Here is a 25,838-nt window from a genome sequence, read left to right on the forward strand (position 1 = left end):
CGACTGGGGAGTACGGGGTTGATGAACGAGCATGACGAGCGCTGGCCCGAGGAGCGGTTCCGGCAGCTCAGGCAGCAGGCCGACCCGGACATCGACAAGGTCGTGGCCGAATACCTCGAGGCGCAGCCCGCCGGCAAGAGCGCCCTCGACCTGCTGAAGTCCGTGGTCGCGGAGCTGGGGGCGGCCAAGCGGGAGGCCAGGGCCCCCTCGGGCGAGCCGCCGGCCTCCGAGATCTTCGAGGCGATCGACTTCGCCAAGGACCTGCCCGACTGGGGCGACGACACGGAGCTGCTGGCCCGGGGGCAGGCCGTCTTCTCCGACTACGGCCTGTACCAGTCGGCGGCGCTGTTCTTCGCCTGCCTGCCGATGGCCTACGCCGAGGTGTCCAGCGCCAAGGTGCTGGCCGGAGTCTCCAACCTGGCCACGCACAGCCTCACCCGCCGGGTCGCGGAGACCGGGCAGATGCTCGTGGACGTGATGGGCCTGAGGGCCGCCGACAGCCTCCGGCCGGGCAGCCCCGGGCACACGACCGCGATCGGGCTGCGCATCCTCCACTCGTTCGTGCGCGCCCTGGTCGCGGAGAAGTACGCCGACCGCTGGGACACCGAGCGGTACGGCCCGCCGGTCAACCAGGAGCTGCTGCTGGCCACGCTCTTCGACTTCTCCGTCGTGACGTGGGAGGCGATGGAGACGATGGGCGTGGTGCTGACCGACGAGGAGCGCACCGCCAACCTCTACACGTGGAGCGTGTTCGGCCACCTCATGGGCGTCGAGGTCTGCGGCGACGGCCCCCTCACGCTCGCCGACGTCGAGCCGGTCAGCGCCCGCCTGGGCCGCATGCTGGAGCCCAGCGACGAGGGCCGCCGGCTGATGGCCATGCTGCTCACGGAGATGGAGGCGTTCATGCCGCTGGGCTGGCGCAAGATGCCGCGCAGCCTGGTGCACTGGATCTTCCAGAACGCCTCGCACGGCGCCGACCGGGTGCCCGGCCTGCTCGGCGTGCCCCGGCCGGCCTGGTGGTTCACCGCCGGCTTCGCCGTGGCCCGCTCGGCCCACCGGCAAAAGTGGCTGGCGAGCCCCGTGGGCGGTGTGATTCGCTGGCTGGTACGCAAGGCCGGACGGCACATCGTGATCGCCATGATCGACCGCCACTCCGACGGGCAGGCGGCGTTCAGGATCCCCGACGAGCTGGCCCGCGCCTGGCGGATCAAGCAGTCGGCCCCGGCGGTCAAGACGCGCGCGATCCGCCGCACCGTCCGCAAGACGCTACGAGCGCCCGCGCAGGGGCGGAAAGGCCCGCGCTAGTGACCGGTCCGTATGAGCCCAGACGTGAGCCCGGCACGCTCACCACGGCGACCATCCTGTTCACCGACGTGGTGAGCTCGACGGCGCTGCGCATCAGGCTCGGCGAGGAGCGGGCCAACGTGGTCTTCCGCCGCCTCTACGAGCTGCTGCACTCGGTGGTGACGGCCAGCGGCTCCTCCTTCACCAAGAGCCTGGGCGACGGCCTGATGGCGGTCTTCGACTCGGCGACGGCCGGCCTCGACGCGATCATCGCGGTGCAGCAGGCCGTCGCCGACGAGAACGAGCGCGCCCTGGAGAAGATCTCCATCAGGGCCGCGCTGGCCGCCGGCGACGTCTGCTGGGGGCAGGACGACGTGAGCGGGCTGCCCACGGTGGAGGCGGCCCGGCTGGTCGCGGTCGCCGAGGGCGGCCAGGTGCTGTGCACCGACCTGGTCAGGCGGCTGGCGCAGGGCCGCAGCCGGCACGAGTTCAAGGATCTCGGGCGGCTGCCCGGCAAGGGGCTGCGCGAGCCGCTGCACACCTACGAGCTGCACTGGCAGAGCGCCGACCACCACCTCGGCGGCGGCCTGGCACCGTGGCTGGACGACGCGGGGCTGCTGCCCTTCGTCGGCCGCGAGGAGGAGCTGCGGGTGCTGGAGGGGGAGCTGGCGGCGGCCGAGTTCGGCAGCGGCCTGGTGATCCTGGAGGGCGAGCCCGGGGTGGGCAAGACGCGGCTGGCCTCCGAGGTGGCCAGGCAGGCGCTCAAACGGCAGTTCACGGTGCTGGCGGGGCGGTGCACGGATCCGGCGCGCAAGGCGTACGAGCCGATCGCGGGGGCGGTCGAGCGGCTGGCCCGCACCTCGCCCGCGCTGCTGCTGCGGGCGGGCGTGGACCAGCAGTGCGGCCAGCTCGTCCGGCTGGCGCCGTCGCTGGCGGCGCCGCCGCTGTCGCTGGAGGTGCCGCCGGCCACCGAGCCCGTCTCCGAGCGCTACCACCTGATGGCCGCCGCCCGCACGCTCATCGAGCGGCTGGCCACCGTGCGGCCCGTGCTGCTGATCATCGACGACCTGCAGTGGGCCACGCTGGAGTCGCTGCAGATGCTCAGCGCCCTCATGTGGGACGCCGACGCGCTGCCGCTGCTCGTGCTGGCCACCTCGCGGCCCGTGCCGGTCGAGTCGGCCCCGCCGCAGACGCTGCCGGAGCTGCACAAGCTCACGGCGGGCGCGCGGGTCGTGCAGGTGCCGTCGTTCGGGCTCGACGAGGTGTCGTCGGCGCTGACGCAGGCGCGGGCCGGCAGCGACCCCGAGCGGCTGCACCGGATCACGGGCGGCAACGCGTTCCTGGTCAGCGAGGTGATCAGGGAGCTGGCGGCGGGCAAGGACCTCGACGCGCTGGCCGTCCCCGACTCGGTCACCCGCATGGTGACGGCCCGCCTGTCGCAGCTGCACCCCGACGCGCGCGACCTGGTCACCCTGCTGGCCGTCGGCGAGCGCATGACCTCGCCCGAGCTGCGCCGCGGGCTGGGCCTCGACGAGGCCAGGTTCGTGGCGGCGGTGGAGGAGGCCATGGGCACCGGCCTGGTGACCATGCTGGACAACGGGTCCTGCCACTTCTCCCACGAGCTGACCCGCGACGCGCTCTACTCCACGCTGTCGCCGCCGCGCGCCGCGCTGCTGCACGGGCGGGTGGCCGACGCCCTGTGCGAGACGGATCCGGGGGCCATGCGGGCGCGTCCGTACGTGGTGGCCGCCCACCTGGTGGCCGCCGCCGAGCAGGGCCGCGACCCGGTCCGGGTGAGCGCGGCGGCCGACGCGGCCGTGCAGGCCGCCCAGCACGCGCTGGCCGGGCTGGCGCACCGCGAGGCGGTCACCTGGTACCAGCGGGTCCTCGACCTGCTGCGCGACTTCCCCGGCACGTCGCTGGAGCGGCGCGCCGAGCTGCTGGTCGAGTGCGGCAGGGCGATGTGGCTGGCCGGGCATCCGGAGGCCAGGCGCACCCTGCTCGACGCCGCCGACCTGGCCAGGGAGTGCGGGCGGCACGACCTGCTCGTCACCGCCGCGCTGGGCGGCGACCGCGGCTCGGCCATCTCGGCCGCGCCCGACCGCGAGCGCATCGCGCTGCTGACCGAGGCCCGCAAGGTCGTCGACTCCACCGACGTCAGCACCCGGGCGCTGCTGGCCGCGCAGCTCGCCGCGGAGCTCATCTGGGCGCCCGACGGCGAGCGCCGCTTCGCACTGAGCGACGAGGCGGTGGCGCTGGCCCGCAAGTCCGGCGACCCGCGCACGCTGGCGAGCGTGCTGGGCATGCGCAGCCTGACGATCATCCCGGCCGACCCGCTGCACCAGCGGCACCGCGACGGTGACGAGATGCTGGAGGCGGCCCGCCGCACGGGCGACGACCTGGCGCTGTTCCACGCGTACATGCAGCGCACTCCCCCGGTGCTCGACGGCGGCGACACCACCAGGGTCGCCATGCTGCTCGGGCAGGCCGACGAGCTGGCGCGCCGGCTCGGGCAGCCGCACCTCACCTGGCTGATCGGCTACTCCAAGGCCGGCCTGACGCTCATGCAGGGCGACCTCGTGCAGGCCGAGGCGGAGGCGGAGGCGGCGCTGCGGCTCGGCTCCGAGATCGGCCGCCGCCTGGAGGCCATGGCCATCTACTCGGAGCAGATCCGCGAGATCAGGCGGCTGCAGGGGCGGCTGTGGGAGCTGGGCGAGCGGCTGCGGCGCGCCGCGCAGCGGCCGCGGGTCGACCCGGTGCACGCGGTGCTGCGCTACCTGTGCGAGCTCGGCGACGAGGAGGCCGGGCCGCTGCTCGACCGCATCCTCGCCTACGGCGGCGCCGCGCCGCCGCGCAACATGGCGCTGCGCTCCGCCCTCGACAACCTCGCCGTCGCCGCCGCCCGGCTCGGACGGGCCGAGCTGGCGGCGCGCCTGTACGACTCGCTGGCCTCCGGCGGTGAGACATTCGGGCACGGCGCGGTGGCCCACCACTGCGGGCACCACTACCTGGCGCACCTGTGCGTGGCGATGGGCGATCGGGTGCGGGCCGGCGAGCACTTCGAGGCGGCGGCCGAGGTGCACGAGCGGCGCGGCGTGCCGCTCATGCTGGCCGAGTCCCTGCTCGACTGGGCGGACCTGCTCGACGGCGGCGACCTGGGCGGCCCCAAGCCGGGCGACCTGCGCGAGTGGTGCCGCTCGCTGCTGGCCGGGCGGGGCGCGCTGCTGCTGGAGCGCCGCGCCACCGCTTGAGCGGGCCCGTTCGGGCGGGCCGTTTGAGCAGGCCGTTTAAGCAGGTCAGGGGCCGGGCAGCCCGTTCGGGTGATGATGAGCGGCTACCCGCCGATCGGTTCGTACGCGTTCCTGTCCGACTGCCACACGGCGGCGCTGGTCGGCCCCGACGGCGCGGTGGAGTGGATGTGCGTGCCGCGCTTCGACGGGCCCAGCGTGTTCGCCAGGATGCTCGACCGGCGGCGGGGCGGGGCGTGGGAGCTGCACGCCGAGGACGCGTTCGTGACCGAGCGGGGCTACCTGGACGAGACGCTGGTGCTGCGTACGCGCTGGGAGGGCGCGCAGGGCGTGGTGGTCGTGCACGACTTCCTCGCCATGGCGCCCACCGGTGAGAGGGCCGGCGCGGGGATGGCGGCCGCGCACCTGCTGGTGCGGTGGGCCCGGTGCGAGCGGGGCCGCGCCGTGGTCAGGTCGCGGGTGCTGGCCAGGCCCGGTTACGGGGTGCGCGAGGCCCGCTGGACGGCCCGCGACGGCGTGCTGGAGGAGGAGTGCGGGCTGGTCCTGACCGGCGCGCCCGAGCCGGAGTCCCGCGTCGTGCTGCGCGAGGGCGAGTCGCTGGCGCTCATGCTCGGCTACACCGGGGCCGCGCCCGACGGCCACCCGGCGCGGCTGCTGGAGGACACGGTGCGGTCGTGGCGGTCGTGGTCGGCCCGCTCCGGGTACGCGGGGGTCGGGGCCAAGGAGGTGCGGCACAGCGCGATCGTGCTGCGCGGGCTGCTGTACGACGAGGGCGGCGGCCTGCTCGCGGCCCCCACGACGTCCCTGCCCGAGTGGCCGGGCGGGTCGCGCACCTGGGACTACCGCTACGTGTGGCACCGCGACGCCGCCCTGACCGTGCTGGCGCTGCTGCGGCTGGGCCACCGGGAGGAGGCGGGCGCCTACCTGGAGTGCCTGATGCGGCAGTGCGGCGGCGACGCGGACCGGGTGCCGCCGATGGCGGGCATCGACGGCCGCCCCGCCGACGAGGAGAGCGTGCTCGGCCACCTGGAGGGGTACGCCGGCTCGCGGCCCGTCCGCGTCGGCAACGACGCCTCCGCCCAGCTCCAGCTCGACATCTACGGCCACATCATGGACGCGGCCCTGGCCTACCACGAGGTCACCGGCGAGCTGACCGGCCGCGACAACTCGCGGCTGTGGCGGGTCGTGCGGCTGGCGTGCGAGCAGTGGCGCGAGCCCGACGCCGGCATCTGGGAGGTACGCGGGAAGCCGCGCCCGTGGACGTACTCCAAGCTGTACGCCTGGGTGTGCTTCGACCGGGCGGTGCGGCTGGCGGAGCTGACCGGCGAGAAGGGGCTGCCGCTGGAGGCGTGGCGGGACGAGCGGGAGGCGGTGCGCGCGGACCTGCTGGCGCACGGCTACTCGCAGGAGACCGGCTCGTTCGTCCAGTCGTACGGCTCCACCTGCGCGGACGCGTCGCTGCTGCGGGTGCCCCTGGTCGGCTTCCTCGACGGGCGCGACCCCCGGGTGCTGGGCACCCTCGACCACGTGCAGTCGCGGCTGGGCGAGGGCGGGGCGCTGCTGCACCGCTACGACCCCGAGTGCACCGGCGACGGCGTGGACGGGCCCGAGGGGGCGTTCCTGCTGTGCTCGTTCGAGATGGTGTCGGCGCTGGTGCTGGCCGGGCGGACGGCGGAGGCCCGCGACCGCTTCGAGACGCTGTGCGCGCGGGCGGAGCCGCTCGGGCTGTTCGCCGAGGAGATGGCGCCGGACGACGGCAGCATGCTGGGCAACTACCCGCAGGCGTTCACGCACCTGGCGCTGATCGAGGCGGCACTGAACCTCGACGCGTCCGGCGTGGCGGAGGAGCTGCACGACTGGGCCGAGCGGGGCGGGTGAACGGTTCAACCTCAGACCGAACGGGCATTTCGCCCATCCGTGGCTGGTGGGCGGGGGCATCCTTGGACGGTCCTTCCTCCCTCCAGTGGAGCCGCGCCATGGGATACCCATCGGAGCCTCACCGCCCGCCGCCGTACGGATCCGGGCCGCAGCAGCACGAGTCCGGGCCGCAGCCGTACGGGTCGGGGCCTCAGCCGTACGGGCCGGGGCCGCAACCGTACGGATCCGGTCCCCAGTACACCGCCGGTCCCGGCCATCCCGGCGGCCCGCCGTACGGGTACGGGCCGCCGGCCCCGCCCGCGCCGCGCCGCAACCTGGCCCTGGTCCTGAGCCTGTCCATCGGCCTGCCGCTGCTGCTGCTCGGGGGCTTCGCGACGGCCTGGTTCGTGCTGGCCGCGCCCGCCCGCGACACCGTCACCTCGGCCTCCGACTCCCCCGCCGAAGCGCTCCCGTCCTCCCAGGAGGAGTCGGAGCCGGCCGCCCAGGCGTCGGAGGAGGAGCCCGCGTCCCAGGAAGAGGACCACGGCGGCGGGCTCACGAGCAAGGTCGGCGGCACGGTGACGCTCACCGGCCTGGAGGCCGGCTCGAAGATGGCCGTGACGCTCGACCAGGTCTACGCCGACGCCGAGCCGACGCTCGACAGCCTCCAGCCGAAGCCCGGCTACCGGCTCTGCGCGGTCAAGCTGACGCTGGCGAACAAGGGCAGCGTGGTCTACAAGGACGCCCCCATGAACGGCGCGGTGCTGATCGACGCGGACTCCCAGGAGTACCAGTTCTCGATCAGCCGGGTCGAGCAGGGCCAGCAGTTCCACTGGGCCACCTCGATCAACCCGGGCGACAGCCGGAAGGGCCTCGTCGTGTTCGAGGTGCCGCAGGCGGCGAAGATGGTGAAGTTCCAGTTCTCGCTGAACAGCGGGTACGCCCGGCAGCGCGGCGAGTGGACGCTGAGCTGATCGGCGTCAGGAGGGGCGGTCGAGGCTGAGGGTGCGGCCCGCGTCGATGGCCACGCGCACGCTCTCGGCCAGCGTCTCCTCCAGGGCGGCGCCGCGCGCCTCCAGGTCGCGCATGCCTTCGGTATCGTCGGTGCGGGCGAGCAGGTCGCGGTACTTGTCGTTGTTGTCCAGGGCCTCGCGGGCGCGCAGGGCGGCGTCGGCCTCCTGGACGCGGCGGGCGTAGCGTTCGAGCCGCTCCACCCTGGCCGTCACGGACGCCACGGAGCGGCGCAGCGCCTCCTGCTGCGGCTCCAGCACGGCCATCAGTTCGGGGGTGACGACGCCGCGCATCGCGCGTTCCTGCTCCTCGTGCAGGTCCGTCTGGAGCCGCAGCAGCGTCGCGATCTCCCAGATCTGGCGGGGCAGCAGCACCTCGTTGGCCAGGCCGTCCAGCAGGCGGCGGCGCATGACCCGCGAGGTGTAGACGGCCATCACGGCCGCCCTGGCCCGCTCCAGCAGGGCGCGGGCGGACGGCGACAGCTCGGGGACGAGGACCAGCCGGTCGCGGTACGGGGCCCGCGAGGCGCCCCGCCCCGGGATGAACGAGTCGATGATCGTCAGGCGCTGCTCCTCGGTCAGGTCGGGGTCGGCGACGAAGTCGACCGTGCGCCTGACGTGGTCGCGCTCCCTGGCCAGCCGCCGGGCCTCCTCGGCGGTCAGCGCGCGGCGGGGTGCCATGTCGCGGGGCATCGTGTCGCGGGCGACGAGGAACGCGCACACGCCCAGCAGCCCGACCACGGGGACGAGCACCGCGCCGGCCGACCCGGTGACCAGGTACGCGGCCAGGCAGGTCACCAGGATGGTCGCGGTGGAGGCGACCGTTAACAGCGCGTACAGGCAGCCCTTGGCCACGCCGTCCCCCTCTGAGCGAGTTCGCGAAGTGCCCTAGAGAGTCACGATAACCCCGGGCACCCGGAAGATCGTCAGCGCAGGTACGAGGCCCCGTTGAGGTCGAGCACCGCGCCGCTGGCCCACTCGGCGTCCGGTGAGGCCAGGTAGAGGACGGCCGCGGCGATCTCCTCGGGCCGCGCCACCCTGCCGAACGGGCTCTGCGCCCGGATCGCGTCGCCGCGCGGCGCCTTCAGGTGCTCGTTGGTCATGTCGGTCTCGACGAAACCGGGCGCCACGGCGGCCACCGCGATGCCCTGCGGCGCCAGGGCGATGGCCAGCGACTGGCTCAGCGCGTTCAGGCCCGCCTTGCTGGCGCCGTAGGCGGGGGCGTCGGGCTCGCCGCGGAAGGCGCCGCGCGAGGAGACGTTGATGATCCGGGCGCCGGCGGACATGTGCCGCAGCGCGCACCAGACGACGTTGGCCGCGCCGAGCAGGTTCACGTCGAGGGTGCGCCGCCAGGCGTCCTGCCACTCCTCGTAGGAGGTGCCGGTGGCGGGGTGGTGCAGGAACACGCCCGCGTTGTTGACGAGCACGTCGATCCCGCCGCCCAGCTCCCGCGCCGCCGCGTCCACCATGCTCCTGACGCCCTCGGGGTCGGCCAGGTCGGCCCGCACGACGGCGTGCCCCTGCCCGGGCAGCTCGCCGAGCAGGCTCTCGGCCTCCTTCGCGGAGTCGCGGTGGTGGATCGCGACCCGGTCCCCCCGCGCGGCGAAGGCGGCCGCGACCGCCCGCCCGATCCCTCTCGACGCTCCGGTGATCAGCACTGCACGTCCGCTCATCCCCCGCACCTTAGGGGATCGGACGGGCCCGGCCGCAGCCGGGGGTCACCACTGCCGCTTCGTCTTCCGGTAGGTGACGGCCTTGCCGCCCTTCCCGGGGAAGGCCATGACGAGGAGCCGCTGGCCGCCCTGCCGCTCGCCTTTCCACGGGAACCACGCGTAGTGCACGCGGATCCGGTACGGGCCCCGGTACCCCTTGAGCGCGAGGTCCGGCAGCCCGTCGCCGCCCATGGCGTCAGCGAGCACGATGGAGTCGCCGGCGTCGCGGTAGCCGACCTCGACGACGTGGTCCCATCCCTTGGTCTCGACGGGCGGGCGGCGGTCGTAGGTCTCGACGGTGACGCACACGTCGAAGTCGGAGTGGGACAGCACCATCAGGTGGCCGGGGCGGGCCGCGACCAGGCCGTCCTCCTGCGCCCGCTCCAGGAGCTCCATGCTCGCCGGGTCGTAGTCGGTCTCCGGCTCCCCGTACGCCTCCATGACGCCGTAGTCCGTCCCCTGGGGCTCCTCGACTCGGGTCGCCTTGACCGGCTTGATGAGGGGGCGGTGGCGCGGGGTGGCGGCGCACATGCGGCGGGCGTCCGCCTCCCACTCCTGGAACTCCCGCTCCTGGGCGTCGGCCTCCTCCTTGACGACCGCGGCGGCGCTGGGGCAGATGGCGGCCAGCGGGTACGTCAGGGCCTCGCGGGTCAGGCCCTCCCTCGCCTTCATGCGGGCCAGCTCCTGGGCGTCGTTGCGCGTGTAGACGCCGCACAGCCGCCGGCCGTGCGCGAGGAGCACCTGGTCGGGGGTGGTGGCGGCGTTCCTGAAGGTGCTGTGCCTGCGCAGGTCGCAGACGAACCGCTGCTCGGGGGTCAGCTTCGGCTCCTCGTACGCGTACGTCTCCCGGTTCGTGCGCGGCTCGCAGTCCGCGGCGGCGGTGACCGGGCCGGGGGCGTGGTCGGCGGCGGGCAGGAACGCGAGCACGACCGCCGTGGCCGTCACCGTCGCGAGCACGTGGTGGCGCGGGCGTCGCGCCGGGGCGGGGGCGTACCCGAGCAGCAGGACGAGCGCGCAGGCCACGAACGCCGCCGCGAACCACAGAGGGGAGACGCCCCCGGTCAGGACGATCTCGCCGTCCCGGACGAACAGCCCGTCCGGGTACAGCGGCAGCTCGTCGCCCGGGAAGCCCCAGCCGTCCCGCGTCGTGGTGAGCACGCCGATGACGCCGACGGCGGCGGCGCCGATCAGGGACAGCGCCGTGCCCAGGATCAGGCGGCGCGTCCGGCGCACCACCGCGGCCAGGACCAGGAGCGCGGGGGCGCCGACCCCGATGAGCAGGTCGAGGGCGAGCCACGCCAGGGCCGCGTAGCCGCCGGCGTCCTCCCGTAAGAACAGCTCGATCACGCCTCGGGGGCCGTGCCAGAACGGCATGCCACGGGCGAGGTTCGCGGCGGCCGGGAGCAGCGGCAGCACGACCGCAAGCGCGGCCGGCGGCCAGGGCCGGGCCGGCAGCCGGGCGGGGCGGGGCGGGGTGGCCGGGATCGGGCTCGCGAGGTCGTGGGCCGCGCGGGCCTGCCACACCGCCCCGAAGACGCTGACGCCCCGCAGCAGCGCCCAGACCAGCTCCTCGACGGGCACCTCCGCCGCCGCCCAGGACGTCGCGATCATCGAGGGGTGCAGGAGGGTCGTCGCCACGCTCAGCGCTCCCAGCCACACCGTGGCCCGGCTGAAACGCGGGTCCCTGGCCTGGGCGAGCAGGATCGGCAGCATCCACGCCACCCAGGCCAGCAGGCTCCAGCCCATGACGGACGTCAGCCAGCTGGAGAAGCCGAGCTCGTACGCCAGGGCGTCGGCGACCGCGGCGAGCCCGCACAGCGACCCGCCGGCGAGCACCGCCAGCCGTAGCCACAGGGGGCAGCGCAGCACCAGGAAGTACAGCACGACGGTGACGAACTGCAGCGACGTGCTGAGCGCCGACTGCCACCACGTCCACGGGACCAGCGAGTACGGCAGGAAGGACCAGGCGACGCTGAGGTAGAGCGTCCAGCGCAGCAGCGTGACCCGCCGGTCGCGGGGCGGCGCGTCGCCGCGCACCGGGCCGCGCAGGATCTGCCAGTACGCCCAGCCCTGCACCGCCACCACCGGGAGCAGGAGCGGCAGGACCCACCACGTGACCGTGAGACCGTCCAGGGGCGGCTCGCGCAGGACGGCCCACCAGACGGCGTCCAGCCTGCCGGTGACGAGGGTCGCGACGGCCGTGGCGAGCACGGCGATCACGTAGAGGACCACGGCGAACGTGGCGATGGTGCCGAACCGGTGGCGACGCACGAGGCACTCCTGGGGGATTTGGAGCGCCAACTCTAGCGGGGCGGCGAAAAGTCGATCAAGCTGTTACGGGTGCGGGACAACCACCCGCGCGATTGGAACGTCCCATAAGTCCCGTCCCCTATCAGGAGTCGCGCCATGGGATACCCACCCCTGCCGTCCGGCCCGTACGGACCTCAGCCTCCGTACCAGCAGCCGCCGTACGGCCCGCGGCCCCACCCACCGTACGCGCAGCCTCCGTACCCGCAGACTCAGTACACGCAGCCGTCCTACCCGCCGCGGCCCGATCCCGGCCACCTGGAGGCGGTGCCGCCGCCGTCGCCGCGCGACAACCGGGCGCTGGTCGTGCTGCTCGCGATCGGCGTCCCGCTGCTGCTCCTGGGCGCGTGCGCGGCCGTGGTGATGGTGCTGACGGACACCGGCAAGTCGGCGGTGCTCACCGGCACCGGCGGGCCGAACATGGTCATGCCGACGCAGGATGCCTTGACGAGCGACCCTCCGGCGGCCGATGACGCGGCCGGTGATGCGGCAGGTGACGCGGCAGGTGACGCGGCAGGTGATGCCGTGGGTGATCCTGCGGGCATGCCGTCGGCGGACACGCTGGGCCAGCTCCAGCCGACAAACCCGGCCAATCCGACAAACCCGGCCTACTCGGCGAATCCGGCGGACCAGGCGGGGCTCGGGCAGCCGGGGTCCGGGCAGTCAGGCGTCGCCCAGCCTCCGGCGACCGCACCGGCGACGAGCCAGCAGGCCCAGGGCCAGAGCCAGACGGGCCAGCAGCCCACCACGGCCAGGGTCGGCGGCGCGCTCACCCTCCAGGGCACCGACCCGAGCCTCAAGGTGAGCGTGACGGTGAACCGGGTCGTGAACCCCGCCACCCCTGCCTCCGACTTCCTGAAGCCGCAGGCGGGCAAGAAGCTCGTCGCCGTGGAGATCACGCTCACCAACGCGGGCCAGGCCGTCTACACCGACGCGCCGAGCACCGGCGCCTGGCTCATCGACGCCGAGGGCCAGCAGCACCGCTTCTCGTTGTCCAACGTCACCGAGGGGCAGAGCTTCGGCGGCACGGTGACGATCAACGCGGGGGACTCGCGCAAGGGCGTGATCGTGTTCGAGGTTCCGCAGGCGGCGCAGCTCACCAAGTTCCAGTTCGGGCTCAACTACGGCATCGCCAGCCAGAAGGGCGAGTGGACGCTGTCCTGACGGTCAGCGCCCGCGCAGGATGAGCCGGGCCAGCCGCCGGGGCCGCTTGCGCCGGAACGCGTCCCGCTCGTTGGCCCGCGGGTACGGCTCGCCGGGCACGGGCACCCCGAGGAACGCGCACAGCGGCTCCCACCCGTCCGCCGCCTCGAACACGAGCAGCCGCTCGGCCGGGATCTCGGCCTTGACCTCGGCGATGTGCCGCTGGAAGACCTCGATGACGTGGTCGCGGTCGTCGACGCGGCCCCCGAAGACCGGGTCGACGAAGGTCGCCCTGGTCATCTGGGGGAACAGGGCGAAGTCGGGCGCCCGCCGCGCCACCAGCCACTGGATCACCCGCCGCCGCAGGGGCAGGGGCCCGCTCCGCTCGGTCACGCCGCGGAAGATGGTGGCGCTGACGCTGTCGTACCAGCGCGCGGGGTCGCGGACGGTGAGGACGACCTTGGCGTCGGGGTAGTGCGCGGCCAGCTCCCGCCAGTACGCGGAGGCGGGCCAGTCGACCGCCGACCCGAACCCGGCGAACAGCGTGTCCCAGTCGCGGGAGCGGCCTTCGCCGACGTCGAGCCACTGCCGCACCCGGTACGGCTCGGCGATCACGGTGGACATGTGGTAGCAGGGCCCGAAGCCGAGCCGTTCCAGCGCCGCCTGTAAGGACCTGGTCCCCGTGCGGCCGAAGCCCGCGCCGATCACCTTCACCGCGCACCTCTGATCCGTCTCTGATGTGCGCCGCCTAACGTCGCGACAAATCCCGTTATATGACGGCATCAGGCATCCGGGAACGGACGAAGCCTGCGCACGGAGCTCGCCACCTGACAGAGTTCGCCAACGCACAGAGGAGCCGATCATGCTCTTCCCGCACCCCCTGATCGAGGCGCTGCGCCGGGCCCCCGCGACCCCGGCCTTCGAGCACGCCGGCCGGACCGTCACCCGGGCCGAGCTGCTGGAGCTGATCCGCCGGCTGGCGGGCGCGCTGCGCGCGGCGGGCCTCGGCCCCGGCCGGGCGGTCGCCGTCCGCACGGAGCTGACGCCCGAGGCGTTCGCCGCGCACATGGCCGCGCACGCGCTGGGCTGCCGCGTCGTCGGCGTCCGCCCCGGCTACCCACCGACCCAGCTCGCGCACGTGCTCGGCCTGGACGTCGACGCCGTCCTCGTGGACCCGGCCACGGCCGCGCCACAGCTCATGACCGGCCGCACGCTCTCGCTGGGCCCCGTGCCCGGCGCGACGGACCTGCTGGCCCACCCGGGCGACGAGGGGCCGCTGGAGGTGACCGCCCGGCCGGACGACGTGGCCGCCCTGACGTTCACCAGCGGCAGCACGGGCCGCCCGAAGGGGTGCGCGATCACGTACCGGGCGCTGAGCGAGCACTGGGCGTGGCAGCCGCGCCGGTGGTCGCCGGTGGCGGCGGCGTTCGCGCGGGGGTTCGAGCGGTACCTGCTGTTCGGGACGCTGGCGAGCATGGTGGTGCTGGAGTTCCTGGCGCCGTGCCTGCTCGGCGGCGGCACGGCGGTGATCCCGGAGGACGACGGGCGGCCGCTGTTCCCGTACGCGATCGAGCGCCACCGCATCACGGGGTCGATCATCACGGTGCCGCGGCTGTACCGGATGCTGGAGCTGCTGGACTCGGCGGACGTGTCGAGCCTGCGGGCGCTGATGGTGTCGGGCTCGCCGATCGCCCCGCGCCGGCTGCGGGCCGCCGCCGCCCGGCTGGGCCCCGTCGTCTACCAGGGGTACGGGCAGACCGAGGCGGGCAACGTCGCGATGCTCACCCCCGAGCACATCGCGGCCGGCGTCGTGACCCCGGTGGGCCTGCCGCATCCCGGGGTCGAGCTGAGCGTGCGCGACGACGACGGCGCCGAGCTGCCGCCGGGGCGGACGGGCGAGATCTTCGTGCGCAGCCCGTACATCATGGCCGGGTACTGGGGCGACGAGGCGGAGACCCGCGACACGCTGCGGGACGGCTGGCTGCGCACCCGCGACCTGGGGCACGTGGACGCCGCCGGTTTCCTGCACCTGGAGGGCCGCTCCCGGGACGTCGTCATGGTCAACGCGGTGGTCGTGTACGCGGGGCCGATCGAGCGGGTGCTGACCGGCCATCCCGACGTGGACGAGGCGTACGTGGTGGGCGCGCCGGACGAGGGCACGGGCGAGGCGGTGCACGCGTTCGTGGTGCCGGCGCCGGGCCGGGTGCCGGACCAGGCGGCGCTGGCCGCCCGCGTCCGGGCGGAGCTGGGCGCCGACAGCGTGCCCAAGACGATCACGGTGGTGCCGGGCGTCCCGGTGGCCACCAGCGGCAAGCCCGACAAGAGAGCGCTGCTCACGAACCTGTTCTGAGCAATCTCTGAGAATTGCCCGCCAACACTGATGTTCACCGCTTCAACCACTTTGCAGTGACGGAGGCTGTCAGTGCCGGACAATATCCTCGACTACCTGGTGATCGGCGCCGGGCCCGCGGGCCTCCAGCTCGGCCATCATCTGCACCGGGCGGGCCGCGACTACCTGATCCTCGAGGCCGGGCCCGCGCCGGGCCAGTTCTTCCGCACGTTCCCGCGCCACCGCACGCTCATCTCGATCAACAAGAAGAACACCGGCTGGGACGACCCCGAGCTGAACCTGCGGATGGACTGGAACTCGCTGCTGTCGGACGACCCCGATCTGCTGTTCACCCGCTACAGCGACCGCTACTTCCCGCAGGCCGACGACATGGTCCGCTACCTGGGCGACTACGCCCGCGCGTGCGGGCTGCGGATCGTCTGCGGCGCCCGGGTGGCCCGGGTGGAGCGGCCGGGCGCGTTCCTGGTGACGCTGGAGGACGGCCGGACGTACCGGGCGCGGCGGGTCGTCGTGGCGACCGGTGTCTCCCGGCCGAACGTCCCGCCCATCCCGGGCATCGAGACGGCCGACCTGTACCAGACCGCCTCCGTCGACCCGGCCGACTACCTGGGGCAGCGGGTGCTCATCCTCGGCAAGGGCAACTCGGCCTTCGAGACGGCCGACAACCTCATGGAGACGGCGGCGGTCATCCACGTGGCGGGCCCGCACTCCGTCCGCATGGCGTGGCGCACCCACTACGTCGGCCACCTGCGCGCGATCAACAACGGCTTCCTCGACACCTACCAGCTCAAGTCGCAGAACGCGCTGCTCGACGGCGACGTGCGGCGCATCGAGCGGCAGCCGGACGGCACGTACCTGGTCACGGTGGCCTTCGCCCGGGTCAACGAGGTCACCAAGGACATCCCGTACGACCGGGTGATCGTCTGCACGGGCTTCCGCTTCGACGCCTCGATCTTCGCCGGCGACTGCCGCCCGGACCTGGTGATCGACGGCCGGTTCCCGGCGCTGACGCCCGCGTACGAGTCGGTCAACGTCCCCGACCTGTACTTCGCCGGCACCATCACCCAGTCACGCGACTTCAAGCAGGGCACCAGCGGCTTCATCCACGGCTTCCGGTACGGCGTGCGCGCCCTGCACCGCGTCCTGGAGTCGCGCCACCACGGCGTGCCGTGGCCGGGCAGGACGCTGCCCGCGGACCCGGCCGCGCTCGCGGCGGCCGTGATCGAGCGGGTCAACCGCACCTCGGCGCTGTGGCAGCAGTTCGGCCTGCTGGCCGACGTGATCGTGCTGGACGACGACGGCACCGCCCGGTACCTGGAGGAGGTGCCGTACGACATGGAGGGCCCGCCGATCGGCAACCGCGGCCACTTCGCGATCACCCTGGAGTACGGCCCCGGCCACGACCAGGTGGACCCGTTCGACATCAAGGTGGCCCGGATCGCCCAGAGCGACTCGGCGCGCGCCCACGAGGGCCACTACCTGCACCCGGTCGTGCGGCACCACCGGCCGGGCGAGCCCGTCGCCGCCCACCACCTCACGGAGAACCTGGAGAACGAGTGGGACTCCCCCGAGGTGCACGTCGAGCCGCTGCGGGCCTTCCTCGCCGCGCGGACGGCGTCCGTCCCGGCATGAGAAAGGGACGGGCATGCTGATCATCGCGCTCGTCGGGCTGGCCGGGCTGGTCAGCCTGCCGTGGTGGCTGCCGGCCAGGGTCGTGGCGCTGCGGGTGCGCGTGTTCGAGCGGATCAACGGGGACGAGGGCATCCCGGTGCCCGGCGACCTCGTCGGCGTCGAGCAGTTCGAGGAGGTGTACGCGCACCCGGCCGCCGGCGGCCGCAGCAGGGGGGCGGCGCTGTCGGACCTGTTCTGGTACTGGCTCTCCCCCGGCCCCGAGATGCACCAGGAGCACCTGGAGGCGGGTGACACGTACGACGCGGTGGCCCGTACCACGCGCCGCCTGCTCGCCGTGCGCCGCACGGAGGCCGAGGAGCTGGCCCGCCGCTGCGCCGGCCGGGCGCTGCGTGACGTGCGCGGCCTGGTGCGGCTGCGGGACCTGATGATCCCGATGTGGGCGGAGTTCTCCTACGAGCTGGTGTTCGGCGAGCCGTGCCCGCGCGAGGCCCGCGACCTCATCGCCGCCAACGCCGAGGACGTCGCCGGCGCGCTCCAGTGCACGCGGCTGCGGCACATGGGCCGCCGCGACCGCCTGACCGCCTACCTGATGCGCAACCTGCACCGGGTGCGCGTGCCGCTCCCCGAGGGGCTGACGCCGCGCCAGCAGGCGTACTACCTGCACGGCGCCTTCTGCACCACCGCCGTCGTGCAGCTCTCGGAGGCCATGGCCCACCTGCTGCTGGTGCTCGCCCGCCATCCCGAGGTGCAGGAGCGGGCCCGCACCGGCGACGACGCCTACCTCGACCAGGTGATGGCCGAGACGCTGCGGCTCTACCCGCTCTTCGGCATCGCCCACCGCGTCACGACCGGCGACATCGCGCTCGACGGGCGCGCCACGATCCCGGCCGGCTCGGTGCTCTGCTTCAACTACCCCGCCTTCCACCACGCCGGCTGCCCCGACCCCGACCGCTTCGACCCTGACCGCTTCGCGGGGCCCGGCGCGAAGCGGCTCAACCACATCCCGTTCGGCGTCGCGGCCAACCGGCCGTGCCCCGCCTGGCGGCTGGCGCCGATCGTGATGCGGGTGGTGACGCGCGAGGTGCTGGGCCGGTACGTCCTCGACTCCTCCGTCTCGCACACCAGGGCGATGCCGCACCGGGGGCCGTGCCTGCTCACCCCGCGCGGCGCGCCGCACCGGCCCGGGCTCGCGCTGGCGTACCTGCGGGCGCGCGACCGCTGGGAGGACGTCTGGCGCAGCCTCGCGCAGCTCGTCCTCGGCACCTACATGGTCTGGGACGCGCGCCGGCTGCGGCTGTGCGAGCGCCATTTCTCCTCCTCTGAAACGTTCGGTCCTGAGCCGGAGGGATCCCATGCACGTCACCGCACTGGTCACCGCCCCTGACGCCAACCTCGCCCTGGTGCTGAAGGTCCTGCCCGCCCTCGTCGTGCTGCTCGTCGCCGCGGCGGTCTGCGGGCGGCTGGCCCAGCTCGTGATGCAGCCGCGCGTGCTCGGCGAGATGGTCGCCGGCGTGCTGCTCGGCCCCACCCTGTTCGGCTGGCTGTTCCCCGAGGCGCAGGCGGCGCTGTTCCCGCCGGAGGTGCGGCCCGTCCTGTACGTGCTGAGCACCGTCGGCCTGACCCTCTACATGTTCCTCGTCGGCGCCGGCATCGAGCACGGCGCGAGCACGCCCGGCGAGGCCCGCAAGGCCGGCGTGCTGGCCGCGTCGGGGATCGCCCCGTCGCTGCTGCTCGGCGCCGGCGCCGGTTTCCTGCTGTACGACCTGCTCTCCCGCCCCGACGTGCCGCCGCTGCAGTTCGCCCTGTTCCTCGGGGGCGCGCTGTCGCTGACCGCCTTCCCCATGCTGGCCAGGATCCTGTACGAGCGGGGCCTGGAGCACACGCCCGTCGGCCGGCTCACCCTGCTGGCCGCCTCCGTCGACGACGCCCTGGCCTGGTGCCTGCTGGCCGTGCTGTCGGCCATGCACCTGGGCGACGGCCCCGGCGGCGCGCTGCCCACGATCGTGCTGACCGCGGTGTTCGCGGTCGTGATGCTGAAGGTCGTGGCCCCGCTGCTGCGCCCGCTGGGCCGGTCCGTCGCGCGCACCGGGCAGCTCGGCCCGACCGCCATGTACGTGGTCGTCCTCGTGCCGCTCGCCGCCGGCTGGGTGACGGACTGGATCGGCGTGTACTCGGTGTTCGGCGGCTTCTTCGCGGGCCTGGCGATGCCGCGCGACCCCGTGTTCCGGCGGGCGCTGCACGGCCGCATGATGGACGTCGTCTCGACGCTGCTGCTGCCCACCTTCTTCACCTTCTCCGGGCTGAACACCCAGCTCGGCGGCATCGCGGGCGGCGCCATGCTGGGGGCGTTCGGGCTGATCCTGCTGGCCGGGTTCGCCGGGAAGTACTTCGGGTGCTCGTGGGCGATGCGGGGCATCGGGTTCGGCCGGCGGGAGTCGTACGCGGTGGGGGCGCTCATGAACGCGCGCGGCCTGATGATCCTCATCTTCATCAACATCGGCCTGGCCCAGGGCATGATCACGTCGGAGCTGTTCGCCATGCTCGTGCTCGTGGCGGTGATCACCACCGCCGGCGCCCTGCCGCTGTACAAGCTGGCCCTGCCCGACCGGCTGGAGGCCGGCGCCCTGGCCGGGGAGCGGCCCGAGGACCGTCCGGTGGAAGCCCGCGCCCCTTCCGCGTGAACGTTTCACGCGGAAGCGTGGTCCGGTGGACCAATGGCCGAGTGGATCTGGTAAATCGGCCGCAGTGGTGCAAACGTGGACTGGTGGTTGAGACATCAAGCAGTTCCGGCCCCGCCTCGCGCCGGCTGCTGCTCGTCGAGGACGACCGCGAGCTGAGCACCATGCTGGTCGGCCTGTTCACCGAACAGGGCTACACCGTCGAGCACGCGCCGGAGGGGCAGCGCGGCCTGCACCTCGGGCTGTCCCGCCGGTACGACGTGCTCATCGTCGACCGCGGCCTGCCCGCCCTCGACGGGATCGACCTCGTGCGGCGGCTGCGCCGGCAGGGCGTCACCGTGCCGGTCCTCGTGCTCACCGCCTTCGGCTCGGTCGCCGACCGGGTGACCGGGCTGGACGCGGGCGCCGAGGACTACCTGGTCAAGCCGTTCGAGATCGACGAGCTGCTGGCCCGGGTGCGCGCCCTGCACCGGCGCAACCTCGACCAGGCGGGCCTGCTGCCGCTCGGCGCGGGCTGGCTCGACACCGAGGCCCGCCTGGTGCGCCTGCCGGGCGGGGAGCAGGTGACGCTGTCGGGGCAGGAGTGCCGGCTGCTCAGCGCGCTGGCCGCCCGCCCCCGGCAGGTGCACACCCGCAGGTCGCTGCGGCAGCGGGTCTTCGACGGTGCCAACAAGGAGTCGATCGTGGACACGTACGTGTACTACCTGCGCGCCAAGCTGGGCTCCGGCGTCGTGCGCACCGTGCGCGGCGTGGGCTACCGTCTCGGTGCGCTGTGAGCGTCACGCCGTTCGGCCGCCGGCTCGCCGGCGGGCCCCGTCCGGCCGGGCGGGAGCGGCTGCCCGACCCTGACCGGCGGCTGCTCGTCCGCGCCCGGCGGCGCATCACCGTGCAGGTCGCGGGCGCCATCTCCGTGGTGCTCGCGCTCGTCGGCGTGCTGGTCTGGTGCGCCATGGGGCACGGCCAGGGCACGGCGGCCGAGCGCGACCTGGGCGTCGCCGCGCAGCGCTCGCCCCTCGCGTACCCGCCGCCCTGCGTGTGGCTGTACGAGCTGCGCGCCGACGGCACCGTACGCGCCTCGCCCGGCGCCCCCGCGGCGCTGCCCGTGCGGGCGGAGCTCGCCCGCGTGGCCGCCGGCGCCGCCCCGCGCACCGAGCGGGTCGGCGTGGCCGGGCGGGACTACCTCGTCCACACGCGCCGCCGCGCGGACACGACCGTGCAGGCCGTGATGGACCTGCGCTACCAGGCGGCCGAGCAGGCGCGGCTGCTGCGCACGCTCGCCGGCGCCGAGGTCGCCGGGCTGCTGGCCGCGCTGCTCGTCGGCCAGGTCGTCTCCCGCCGCGCCATCGCGCCGCTCGGCGAGGCCCTGGCCCGCCAGCGCCGCTTCGCCGCCGACGTCAGCCACGAGCTGCGCACGCCGCTGACCCGCCTGCACACCCGCGCCCAGCTCCTGTCGCGGCGGCTGCGCGGCGGCACCGACCCGATCCTGCTCATCGACGAGGTCGACCAGCTCGTCAAGGGCAGCGGGCAGCTCGGCGAGGTGGTCGCCGACCTGCTCAGGTCCGCCCAGTTCAAGCAGCTGCGCCGGCCCTTCGGCCCGGTGGACCTGGCCGCGCTCGCCGCCGAGCTGGCCGCCGCCGAGGACGCCAGGGCCGCCGCGCGCGGGGTGGACATCGTGGTGCGCTGCGACGGGCCGGGCGACCACGTCGTCCGCGGCGTCGAGTCCGCCCTGCGGCGGGTCGTGTCGGCCCTGCTGGACAACGCGCTCGGCCACACCGGCCCCGGCGGGCACATCTGGGTGACGCTGTCCGGCGAGCCCGGCACCGTCCTGCTCACCGTCCGCGACGACGGCGCCGGGCTCGACCCCGAGGACGCCGAGCGGCTGTTCACCCGGTTCGAGGGGACGGGGTTCGGGCTGGGGCTGGCGCTCGTACGGGAGGTGGTGGACGGCCACCACGGCACGATCACCGCCGACGGCCGGCCCGGCGGCGGCGCCGTGTTCACCGTGCGGCTGCCCGCGCATCCTTCCTCGCCGGTCACCGAGCCGGCGCGCGGGCCCGCCCGGCAGAGGTATCAGCCGCCGCTCCCGGGGTAGCCAGGACCGAATGCGAATCGAGGACTGGTTCCTCAGCGAGGAGGAGCGCGGCAACCCGGCGAGCAAGCTGCCCGCCTGGTCGCGCGGGAACGAGGTGCGGCCGCTCGTCCACGGCGCCACCTACTTCGCCGAGTTAAGGGCGTGCCTGGAGCGGCTGGGCAAGGACGACCTGCTGCTGTTCGCCGACTGGCGGGGCGACCCCGACGAGCGCCTGACCCCCGGCGGCCCCACCGTGGGCGCGGCCATGGCGGCCGCCGCCGAGCGCGGCGCGATCGTCCGCGGCCTCATCTGGCGCTCCCACCTCGACCTGCTGCGGTTCAGCTCCGCCGAGAACCGCCACCTCGGCCAGGAGATCGAGGACACCGGCGGGCAGGCGCTGCTCGACACCCGCACCGCCGTCGGCGGCTCCCACCACCAGAAGTTCGTCATCCTGCGCCACGACCGCGACGCCACCCGCGACGTCGCCTTCGTCGGCGGCATCGACCTGTGCCACAGCCGCCGCGACGACGCCTCCCACCAGGGCGACCCGCAGCCCGCCCCCATGCCCGACGTGTACGGGCCGCGCCCGCCCTGGCACGACGTGCAGGCCGCCGTCCGCGGGCCCGCCGTCGCCGAGGTGGAGCAGGTGTTCTGCGAGCGGTGGGAGGACCCGGCGCCGGAGACCCGCGACCCGGTGCGGCGCCTGCGCGACCACCTCGGCCGCCTCGACGACGCCCCGCCGCTCCCCCGCCCCGGGCCGCCCCGCCGCCCGCCGGCCGCCACAACGTCCAGCTGCTGCGCACGTACCCGGCCCGGCGCGGCTACCCGTTCGCGCCCGACGGCGAGCGCAGCATCGCCCACGCCTACCGCAAGGTCCTCGCCCGCGCCCGCTCGCTCATCTACCTGGAGGACCAGTACCTGTGGTCCACGGACGTGATCGAGCCGTTCGCCCGCGCCCTGGAGCGCGAGCCCGGGCTGCGCATGATCGTCATCGTGCCGCGCCACCCCGACCAGGACGGCTGGCTGGCCGGCCCCGCCAGCCTCATCGGCCGCGCCGACGCGCTGCGCCGCCTGCGCCGGGCCGGCGGCAACCGGGTCGCCATCTACGACCTGGAGAACCACCAGGGGACGCCCGTGTACGTGCACGCGAAGGTGTGCGTCGTGGACGACGTGTGGGCCGCCATCGGCTCCGACAACGTCAACCTGCGGTCGTGGACGTACGACTCGGAGCTGAGCTGCGCGGTGCTCGACGAGGAGGAGGACCCGCGCCCGCCGGCCGGGGCGCTGCGCTTCGCCCGCGACCTGCGGCTCACCCTGATGGCCGAGCACCTGGACCTGCCGGCGGAGCGGGTGGACGAGCTGTGCGACCCGGTGGCCGCCTTCGACGCCTTCGCCCGCTCCGCGGCGGCCCTGGAGTCCTGGCACGAATCCGTCGCCTCCGACGGCCGGCTTTCGGGGGGACCGCCGCGGCCGCCGGGGCGATTGCGGCCGCATCCCGAGCCGCGGCTGTCGCGCGTCCGCAAGCTGCTGGCGCTGCCGATGTACCGGTTCGCGGTGGACCCGGACGGCCGCCCGCCCGCCCTGCGGCGGACGCGCGGCTTCTGACTGTCCTGTTTATCCTGCGGTGTACTCGTAGGCGGTTATCCGGCGGTGTACTCGTAGGCGCCGGCCTCGATGCCGCCGCCCGTGCCGATCGCGACGCCGTTCAGGTCGATCTCGCCGTACTTGACCTTGCCCAGCCCGATCGCCTTGCTGCCCGAGAGAAGCCGGAGCGGGTTGGCCGGGTCGAAGCGCGGGTTCTCGAAGACGTTGCCCGTGCCGTCGTCGGCCATCTGGTACTGGTCGCCGTCCAGCACGTTGTACGAGTTCGCGGCCTTCGTCACGCCGGGCGCGTACACGCTCTTCTTCTTGGCGTAGATCGCGTTCTGCGTCATCGTCAGGTGCTCGTTCGTGCAGCTCGCGTCGCACACCACGCCCTCGGCGTCCTCGTGCGTCAGGTAGATGGAGTTGTTGCGGAAGACCGTGCGCAGGACGGGGCCGTTCGGCTCGACCGGCGAGCCGGCCTCCTCCTTGAACGGGCCGCGGGTGACCATGCCGCCCCTGGTGCGCTCGCCGTAGACGGCGTTGTACTCGAACACGTTGTCGGCGGTGCCGTCCGGGTCCTGCGACTGGCCGTCCGGTGAGGTCAGGGTGCCGAGCTCGGTGAAGGTGTCGTTGTCCACCGAGATGTTGTGGTGCACGTAGTTGCGCGAGCCCTTGAAGATCTCGACCGCCGCGCCGTCGAAGACGTAGTCGAAGCTGAGGGCGATCGAGCCCCTGATCTCGTTCCAGGAGATCTCGGAGTCGTCGCCGTGGACCAGGATGCCGAACGCGCCCGAGTCGTCGTTGGCGTACTCCTCGCCCATCTCCGACGCGTCCGTGTTCACGCTCATGACGTTGTTGTTGACGAACTCGTTGTTGTTGATCGAGGTGTAGTCGGCGTCCTCGTCGATGTAGACGCCCGCCGACGCGCCGGTGATGTAGTTCTGGTTGAGGAAGTTGTTGTCGCCCTCGACGGAGAAGCCGGACCACTCGCAGCGGCCCGCGCCCTCCACGCCGACCTGGAGGTTGTAGACCTCGATGTGGTTGCCGGACAGCAGCACGCAGGCGTCCTCGTCGGTGCCCTTGATCACGGGCCTGGCGCCCGTGCCGTAGGCGTCGATGACGATCGGCCGCTCCTGCGTGCCGGATTCCCTGGCGGTGACGACGAGCTGCTCGGCCCAGCTGCCGCCCCTGCGCAGCAGCAGCTTGGAGCCGGGGACGAGGGTGGCCGCGTTCGCCTTGGCCAGCGTGCGCCACGCGGTCGCCGCCGAGGTTCCGTTCCTCGTGTCGTTGCCGCTGACACTGTCGATGTAGTAGGTGGCGGGCTCCTCGGCCGCCGCCGCCGGGGCGGTGGCCGCTCCCGCGGCGACCATGAGCGCGAACGTGGTGAAGCCCACGGCGCACCGCTTCACGAGACCATGTGGCACTGGGGTTCAGCCTCCTGTGGGCGGCCGGAGCCGTCGCTCCGGCCGCGGACCGGGACGTACGGGGGAAGGTCAGGGGTTGCCGTTGATCAGGGCCATGGCCAGCTCGGGGCTGAAGGTGCCCGCGGGCGTCGTGCCGGCGATCCCGCACGGCCCGTCGGAGTCGCCCGGCACCTTGACCCAGAACAGGTACTCGGCGCCGCTCGTCTGCTGCCGGGGCGTGGTGCCGAGCTTGCGCTGGGGCGGGTTGCACCAGTTGTCGTCCGGCGTGCCGTCCTGGTACGGGCCGTTGCCGTTCCGGCTGGTGTCGATCACGTACGTCTTGGCGCCCACCGTGCCGGCGAGCTGCCCCTTGACCGCCTCCGCGTACGTCTCGCTGTCGCCGGTGGTGAAGTAGTTGGAGACGTTGACGGAGAAGCCCCGCGTGTTCGCGACGCCCGACTTGACCAGCCGCGCCGCCATCTCGGGGGCCGGGATCCAGGTGGCGTTGCCCGCGTCGAGGTACACCCACGCGTTCGGCGCCTGCGCGCGCAGCACCTGCGTGGCGTCCAGCAGCATCCGGTACTGGTCCTCGGGGTCCTTGCCGATCTTCGTCACGCAGCCGGCGGCGGCGACCCCGTCGGGCTCCAGCACGACGACGGCGTGCCGGTTGCCGATCGCCCGCGCGAACTCGGTGATCCACGTGTGGTAGCCGGCCGCGTCGCCGGCGCCGCCGCCCGAGTGGCCGGCGCACGCGTCCCGGTTGGGGATGTTGTAGGCCACCAGCAGCGGCAGCCGGTCCTGCGCCTGCGCGGCCCCGACGTAGGTGTCCACGGCCTGCGTGAGGTCGCCGAACCAGCCGCCGAACCACTCGAAGATCGGCTTGCTGCCGATGCTCGACATGATCGCCTGGCCCTCGGGCGTCTGCGCGTTCTTCGAGGCCCAGTCGGCGGGGTGCGACAGCGGGTTCACGTACAGGCTCGTGGGCCTGGTCGTCTGCGTCTGCATCAGCGACACGTTGTCCAGCCGGACGACCGGCTTGGCGCCGGACCCGCCGAGCTGGAACGTCACCTCGGCGGCCGTCGCGGAGGCGGCGGCGGCCGTGAACGGGATGCTGTAGCGCTTGCTGCCCGTGGTCAGCCGCACGTCCGTGGCCAGCGACTGGTTGGTGCTCGGCGTGGCCGTGTACTGGACGGTCGCCCTGGCCGTGAACGCGACCGTGGAGTAGGCGTCGAAGGAGAGCGTGTAGCTGCGGCCCGGCGTCAGGGCGGCGGTGGTGGGTGCGGCCACCATCGCGTCCCAGGGGTTGGCCACGACGTCCGTGACCGTGACCCGCATCCGGCCGGACTCGGCCGCGACGGCGGTCTTGCCGATCGCCGCCCACGGGCTGGTGGAGCTGGTGAAGGTGCCGTTCGCGATGAGCTGGGCGGCGGCGCCGGCAGGGGTCGGGACGGTGAGGGTGACGGTGGTCAGGACGGCGGCTAACGCCGCCACTCTTGCTGCGAGGTGTCGCACGTGATCACCTTTCGGGGGGTCCGACGGTGATCATTGCTGACGCTCTC

The 25,838-nt window shown here is 73.8% G+C and carries 19 protein-coding genes; 13 read left to right on the forward strand and 6 right to left on the reverse strand.

What is annotated here, in order from left to right:
* Nucleotides 1–21: 21 nt before the first annotated feature.
* From KIS93_RS15480 to KIS93_RS15495, 4 genes are all read left to right on the forward strand, one after another.
* The gene (locus tag KIS93_RS15480; RefSeq protein WP_186404249.1) at nt 22–1,305 is read left to right on the forward strand and encodes an oxygenase MpaB family protein; all 1,284 of its coding nucleotides are present in this window, start codon (nt 22–24) and stop codon (nt 1,303–1,305) included.
* Nucleotides 1,305–4,535 (forward strand): ATP-binding protein, encoded by a 3,231-nt coding sequence (locus tag KIS93_RS15485; protein WP_186404250.1) that lies wholly within the window; start codon nt 1,305–1,307, stop codon nt 4,533–4,535. The genes KIS93_RS15480 and KIS93_RS15485 overlap by 1 nt, the downstream gene beginning before the upstream one ends.
* Before the next feature lie 72 nt (nt 4,536–4,607).
* Nucleotides 4,608–6,410: a glycoside hydrolase family 15 protein gene (locus KIS93_RS15490; protein ID WP_080036905.1), complete on the forward strand. Its 1,803-nt coding sequence runs from the start codon at nt 4,608–4,610 to the stop codon at nt 6,408–6,410.
* Between the two features lie 98 nt (nt 6,411–6,508).
* Entirely contained in the window at nt 6,509–7,363 is an 855-nt protein-coding gene (locus KIS93_RS15495) for a DUF4352 domain-containing protein (RefSeq protein WP_080036904.1), read from the forward strand.
* A gap of 6 nt (nt 7,364–7,369) precedes the next feature.
* On the opposite strand, the gene KIS93_RS15500 is transcribed toward KIS93_RS15495, so the two are convergent.
* The 3 genes from KIS93_RS15500 to KIS93_RS15510 all read right to left on the reverse strand — a co-directional run bounded on the left by KIS93_RS15500 (nt 7,370) and on the right by KIS93_RS15510 (nt 11,382).
* On the reverse strand, nt 7,370–8,254 hold the full coding sequence (locus tag KIS93_RS15500) for a hypothetical protein (RefSeq protein WP_080036903.1): 885 nt from the start codon (nt 8,252–8,254) through the stop codon (nt 7,370–7,372).
* A 71-nt stretch (nt 8,255–8,325) separates the two neighbouring features.
* Nucleotides 8,326–9,072 carry an SDR family NAD(P)-dependent oxidoreductase gene (locus tag KIS93_RS15505; protein ID WP_080036902.1) on the reverse strand — a complete coding sequence of 249 codons (747 nt, stop codon included), beginning with the start codon at nt 9,070–9,072 and terminating at the stop codon, nt 8,326–8,328.
* Nucleotides 9,073–9,117: 45 nt separating this feature from the next.
* Nucleotides 9,118–11,382, reverse strand: a complete 2,265-nt coding sequence (locus KIS93_RS15510; protein WP_080036901.1) for a hypothetical protein — start codon at nt 11,380–11,382, stop codon at nt 9,118–9,120.
* Nucleotides 11,383–11,517: 135 nt separating this feature from the next.
* On the opposite strand from KIS93_RS15510, the gene KIS93_RS15515 reads away from it, so the two are divergent.
* Nucleotides 11,518–12,582 (forward strand): DUF4352 domain-containing protein, encoded by a 1,065-nt coding sequence (locus tag KIS93_RS15515; protein WP_080036900.1) that lies wholly within the window; start codon nt 11,518–11,520, stop codon nt 12,580–12,582.
* Nucleotides 12,583–12,585: 3 nt separating this feature from the next.
* Here KIS93_RS15515 and KIS93_RS15520 read toward each other — a convergent pair whose 3' ends face one another.
* Nucleotides 12,586–13,275, reverse strand: a complete 690-nt coding sequence (locus tag KIS93_RS15520; protein ID WP_080036899.1) for a sulfotransferase family protein — start codon at nt 13,273–13,275, stop codon at nt 12,586–12,588.
* A gap of 148 nt (nt 13,276–13,423) precedes the next feature.
* Between KIS93_RS15520 and KIS93_RS15525 the strand changes: the two genes are divergently transcribed.
* From KIS93_RS15525 to KIS93_RS65180, 8 genes are all read left to right on the forward strand, one after another.
* Nucleotides 13,424–14,911 carry a class I adenylate-forming enzyme family protein gene (locus tag KIS93_RS15525; protein WP_080036898.1) on the forward strand — a complete coding sequence of 496 codons (1,488 nt, stop codon included), beginning with the start codon at nt 13,424–13,426 and terminating at the stop codon, nt 14,909–14,911.
* Between the two features lie 72 nt (nt 14,912–14,983).
* Nucleotides 14,984–16,543 carry an NAD(P)-binding domain-containing protein gene (locus KIS93_RS15530; protein WP_186404252.1) on the forward strand — a complete coding sequence of 520 codons (1,560 nt, stop codon included), beginning with the start codon at nt 14,984–14,986 and terminating at the stop codon, nt 16,541–16,543.
* A gap of 13 nt (nt 16,544–16,556) precedes the next feature.
* On the forward strand, nt 16,557–17,927 hold the full coding sequence (locus KIS93_RS15535) for a cytochrome P450 (RefSeq protein ID WP_080036897.1): 1,371 nt from the start codon (nt 16,557–16,559) through the stop codon (nt 17,925–17,927).
* Nucleotides 17,896–19,224, forward strand: coding sequence for a cation:proton antiporter (locus tag KIS93_RS15540; protein ID WP_080036896.1), 1,329 nt, complete (start codon nt 17,896–17,898; stop codon nt 19,222–19,224). The genes KIS93_RS15535 and KIS93_RS15540 overlap by 32 nt, the downstream gene beginning before the upstream one ends.
* An 83-nt stretch (nt 19,225–19,307) precedes the next feature.
* Nucleotides 19,308–19,997: a response regulator transcription factor gene (locus KIS93_RS15545; protein ID WP_222107482.1), complete on the forward strand. Its 690-nt coding sequence runs from the start codon at nt 19,308–19,310 to the stop codon at nt 19,995–19,997.
* Nucleotides 19,994–21,313 carry a sensor histidine kinase gene (locus KIS93_RS15550; RefSeq protein WP_222107483.1) on the forward strand — a complete coding sequence of 440 codons (1,320 nt, stop codon included), beginning with the start codon at nt 19,994–19,996 and terminating at the stop codon, nt 21,311–21,313. The genes KIS93_RS15545 and KIS93_RS15550 overlap by 4 nt, the downstream gene beginning before the upstream one ends.
* Before the next feature lie 10 nt (nt 21,314–21,323).
* The gene (locus KIS93_RS65175; RefSeq protein WP_246005288.1) at nt 21,324–22,229 is read left to right on the forward strand and encodes a phospholipase D-like domain-containing protein; all 906 of its coding nucleotides are present in this window, start codon (nt 21,324–21,326) and stop codon (nt 22,227–22,229) included.
* Complete coding sequence (locus KIS93_RS65180) at nt 22,211–22,897, forward strand: phospholipase D-like domain-containing protein (protein ID WP_478212899.1); 687 nt, start codon at nt 22,211–22,213, stop codon at nt 22,895–22,897. Before KIS93_RS65175 ends, KIS93_RS65180 begins: the two co-directional genes overlap by 19 nt.
* A gap of 35 nt (nt 22,898–22,932) precedes the next feature.
* Here the strand turns inward: KIS93_RS65180 and KIS93_RS15560 are convergent, their stop codons facing one another.
* Complete coding sequence (locus tag KIS93_RS15560) at nt 22,933–24,285, reverse strand: right-handed parallel beta-helix repeat-containing protein (RefSeq protein WP_186404253.1); 1,353 nt, start codon at nt 24,283–24,285, stop codon at nt 22,933–22,935.
* A gap of 84 nt (nt 24,286–24,369) precedes the next feature.
* Nucleotides 24,370–25,791, reverse strand: coding sequence for a glycoside hydrolase family 6 protein (locus KIS93_RS15565; protein WP_230465991.1), 1,422 nt, complete (start codon nt 25,789–25,791; stop codon nt 24,370–24,372).
* Nucleotides 25,792–25,838 lie beyond the last annotated feature (47 nt).

It is taken from the genome of [Actinomadura] parvosata subsp. kistnae, assembly GCF_900323885.1.
In the GTDB taxonomy this organism is placed as follows: Bacteria; Actinomycetota; Actinomycetes; order Streptosporangiales; family Streptosporangiaceae; genus Nonomuraea; species Nonomuraea composti.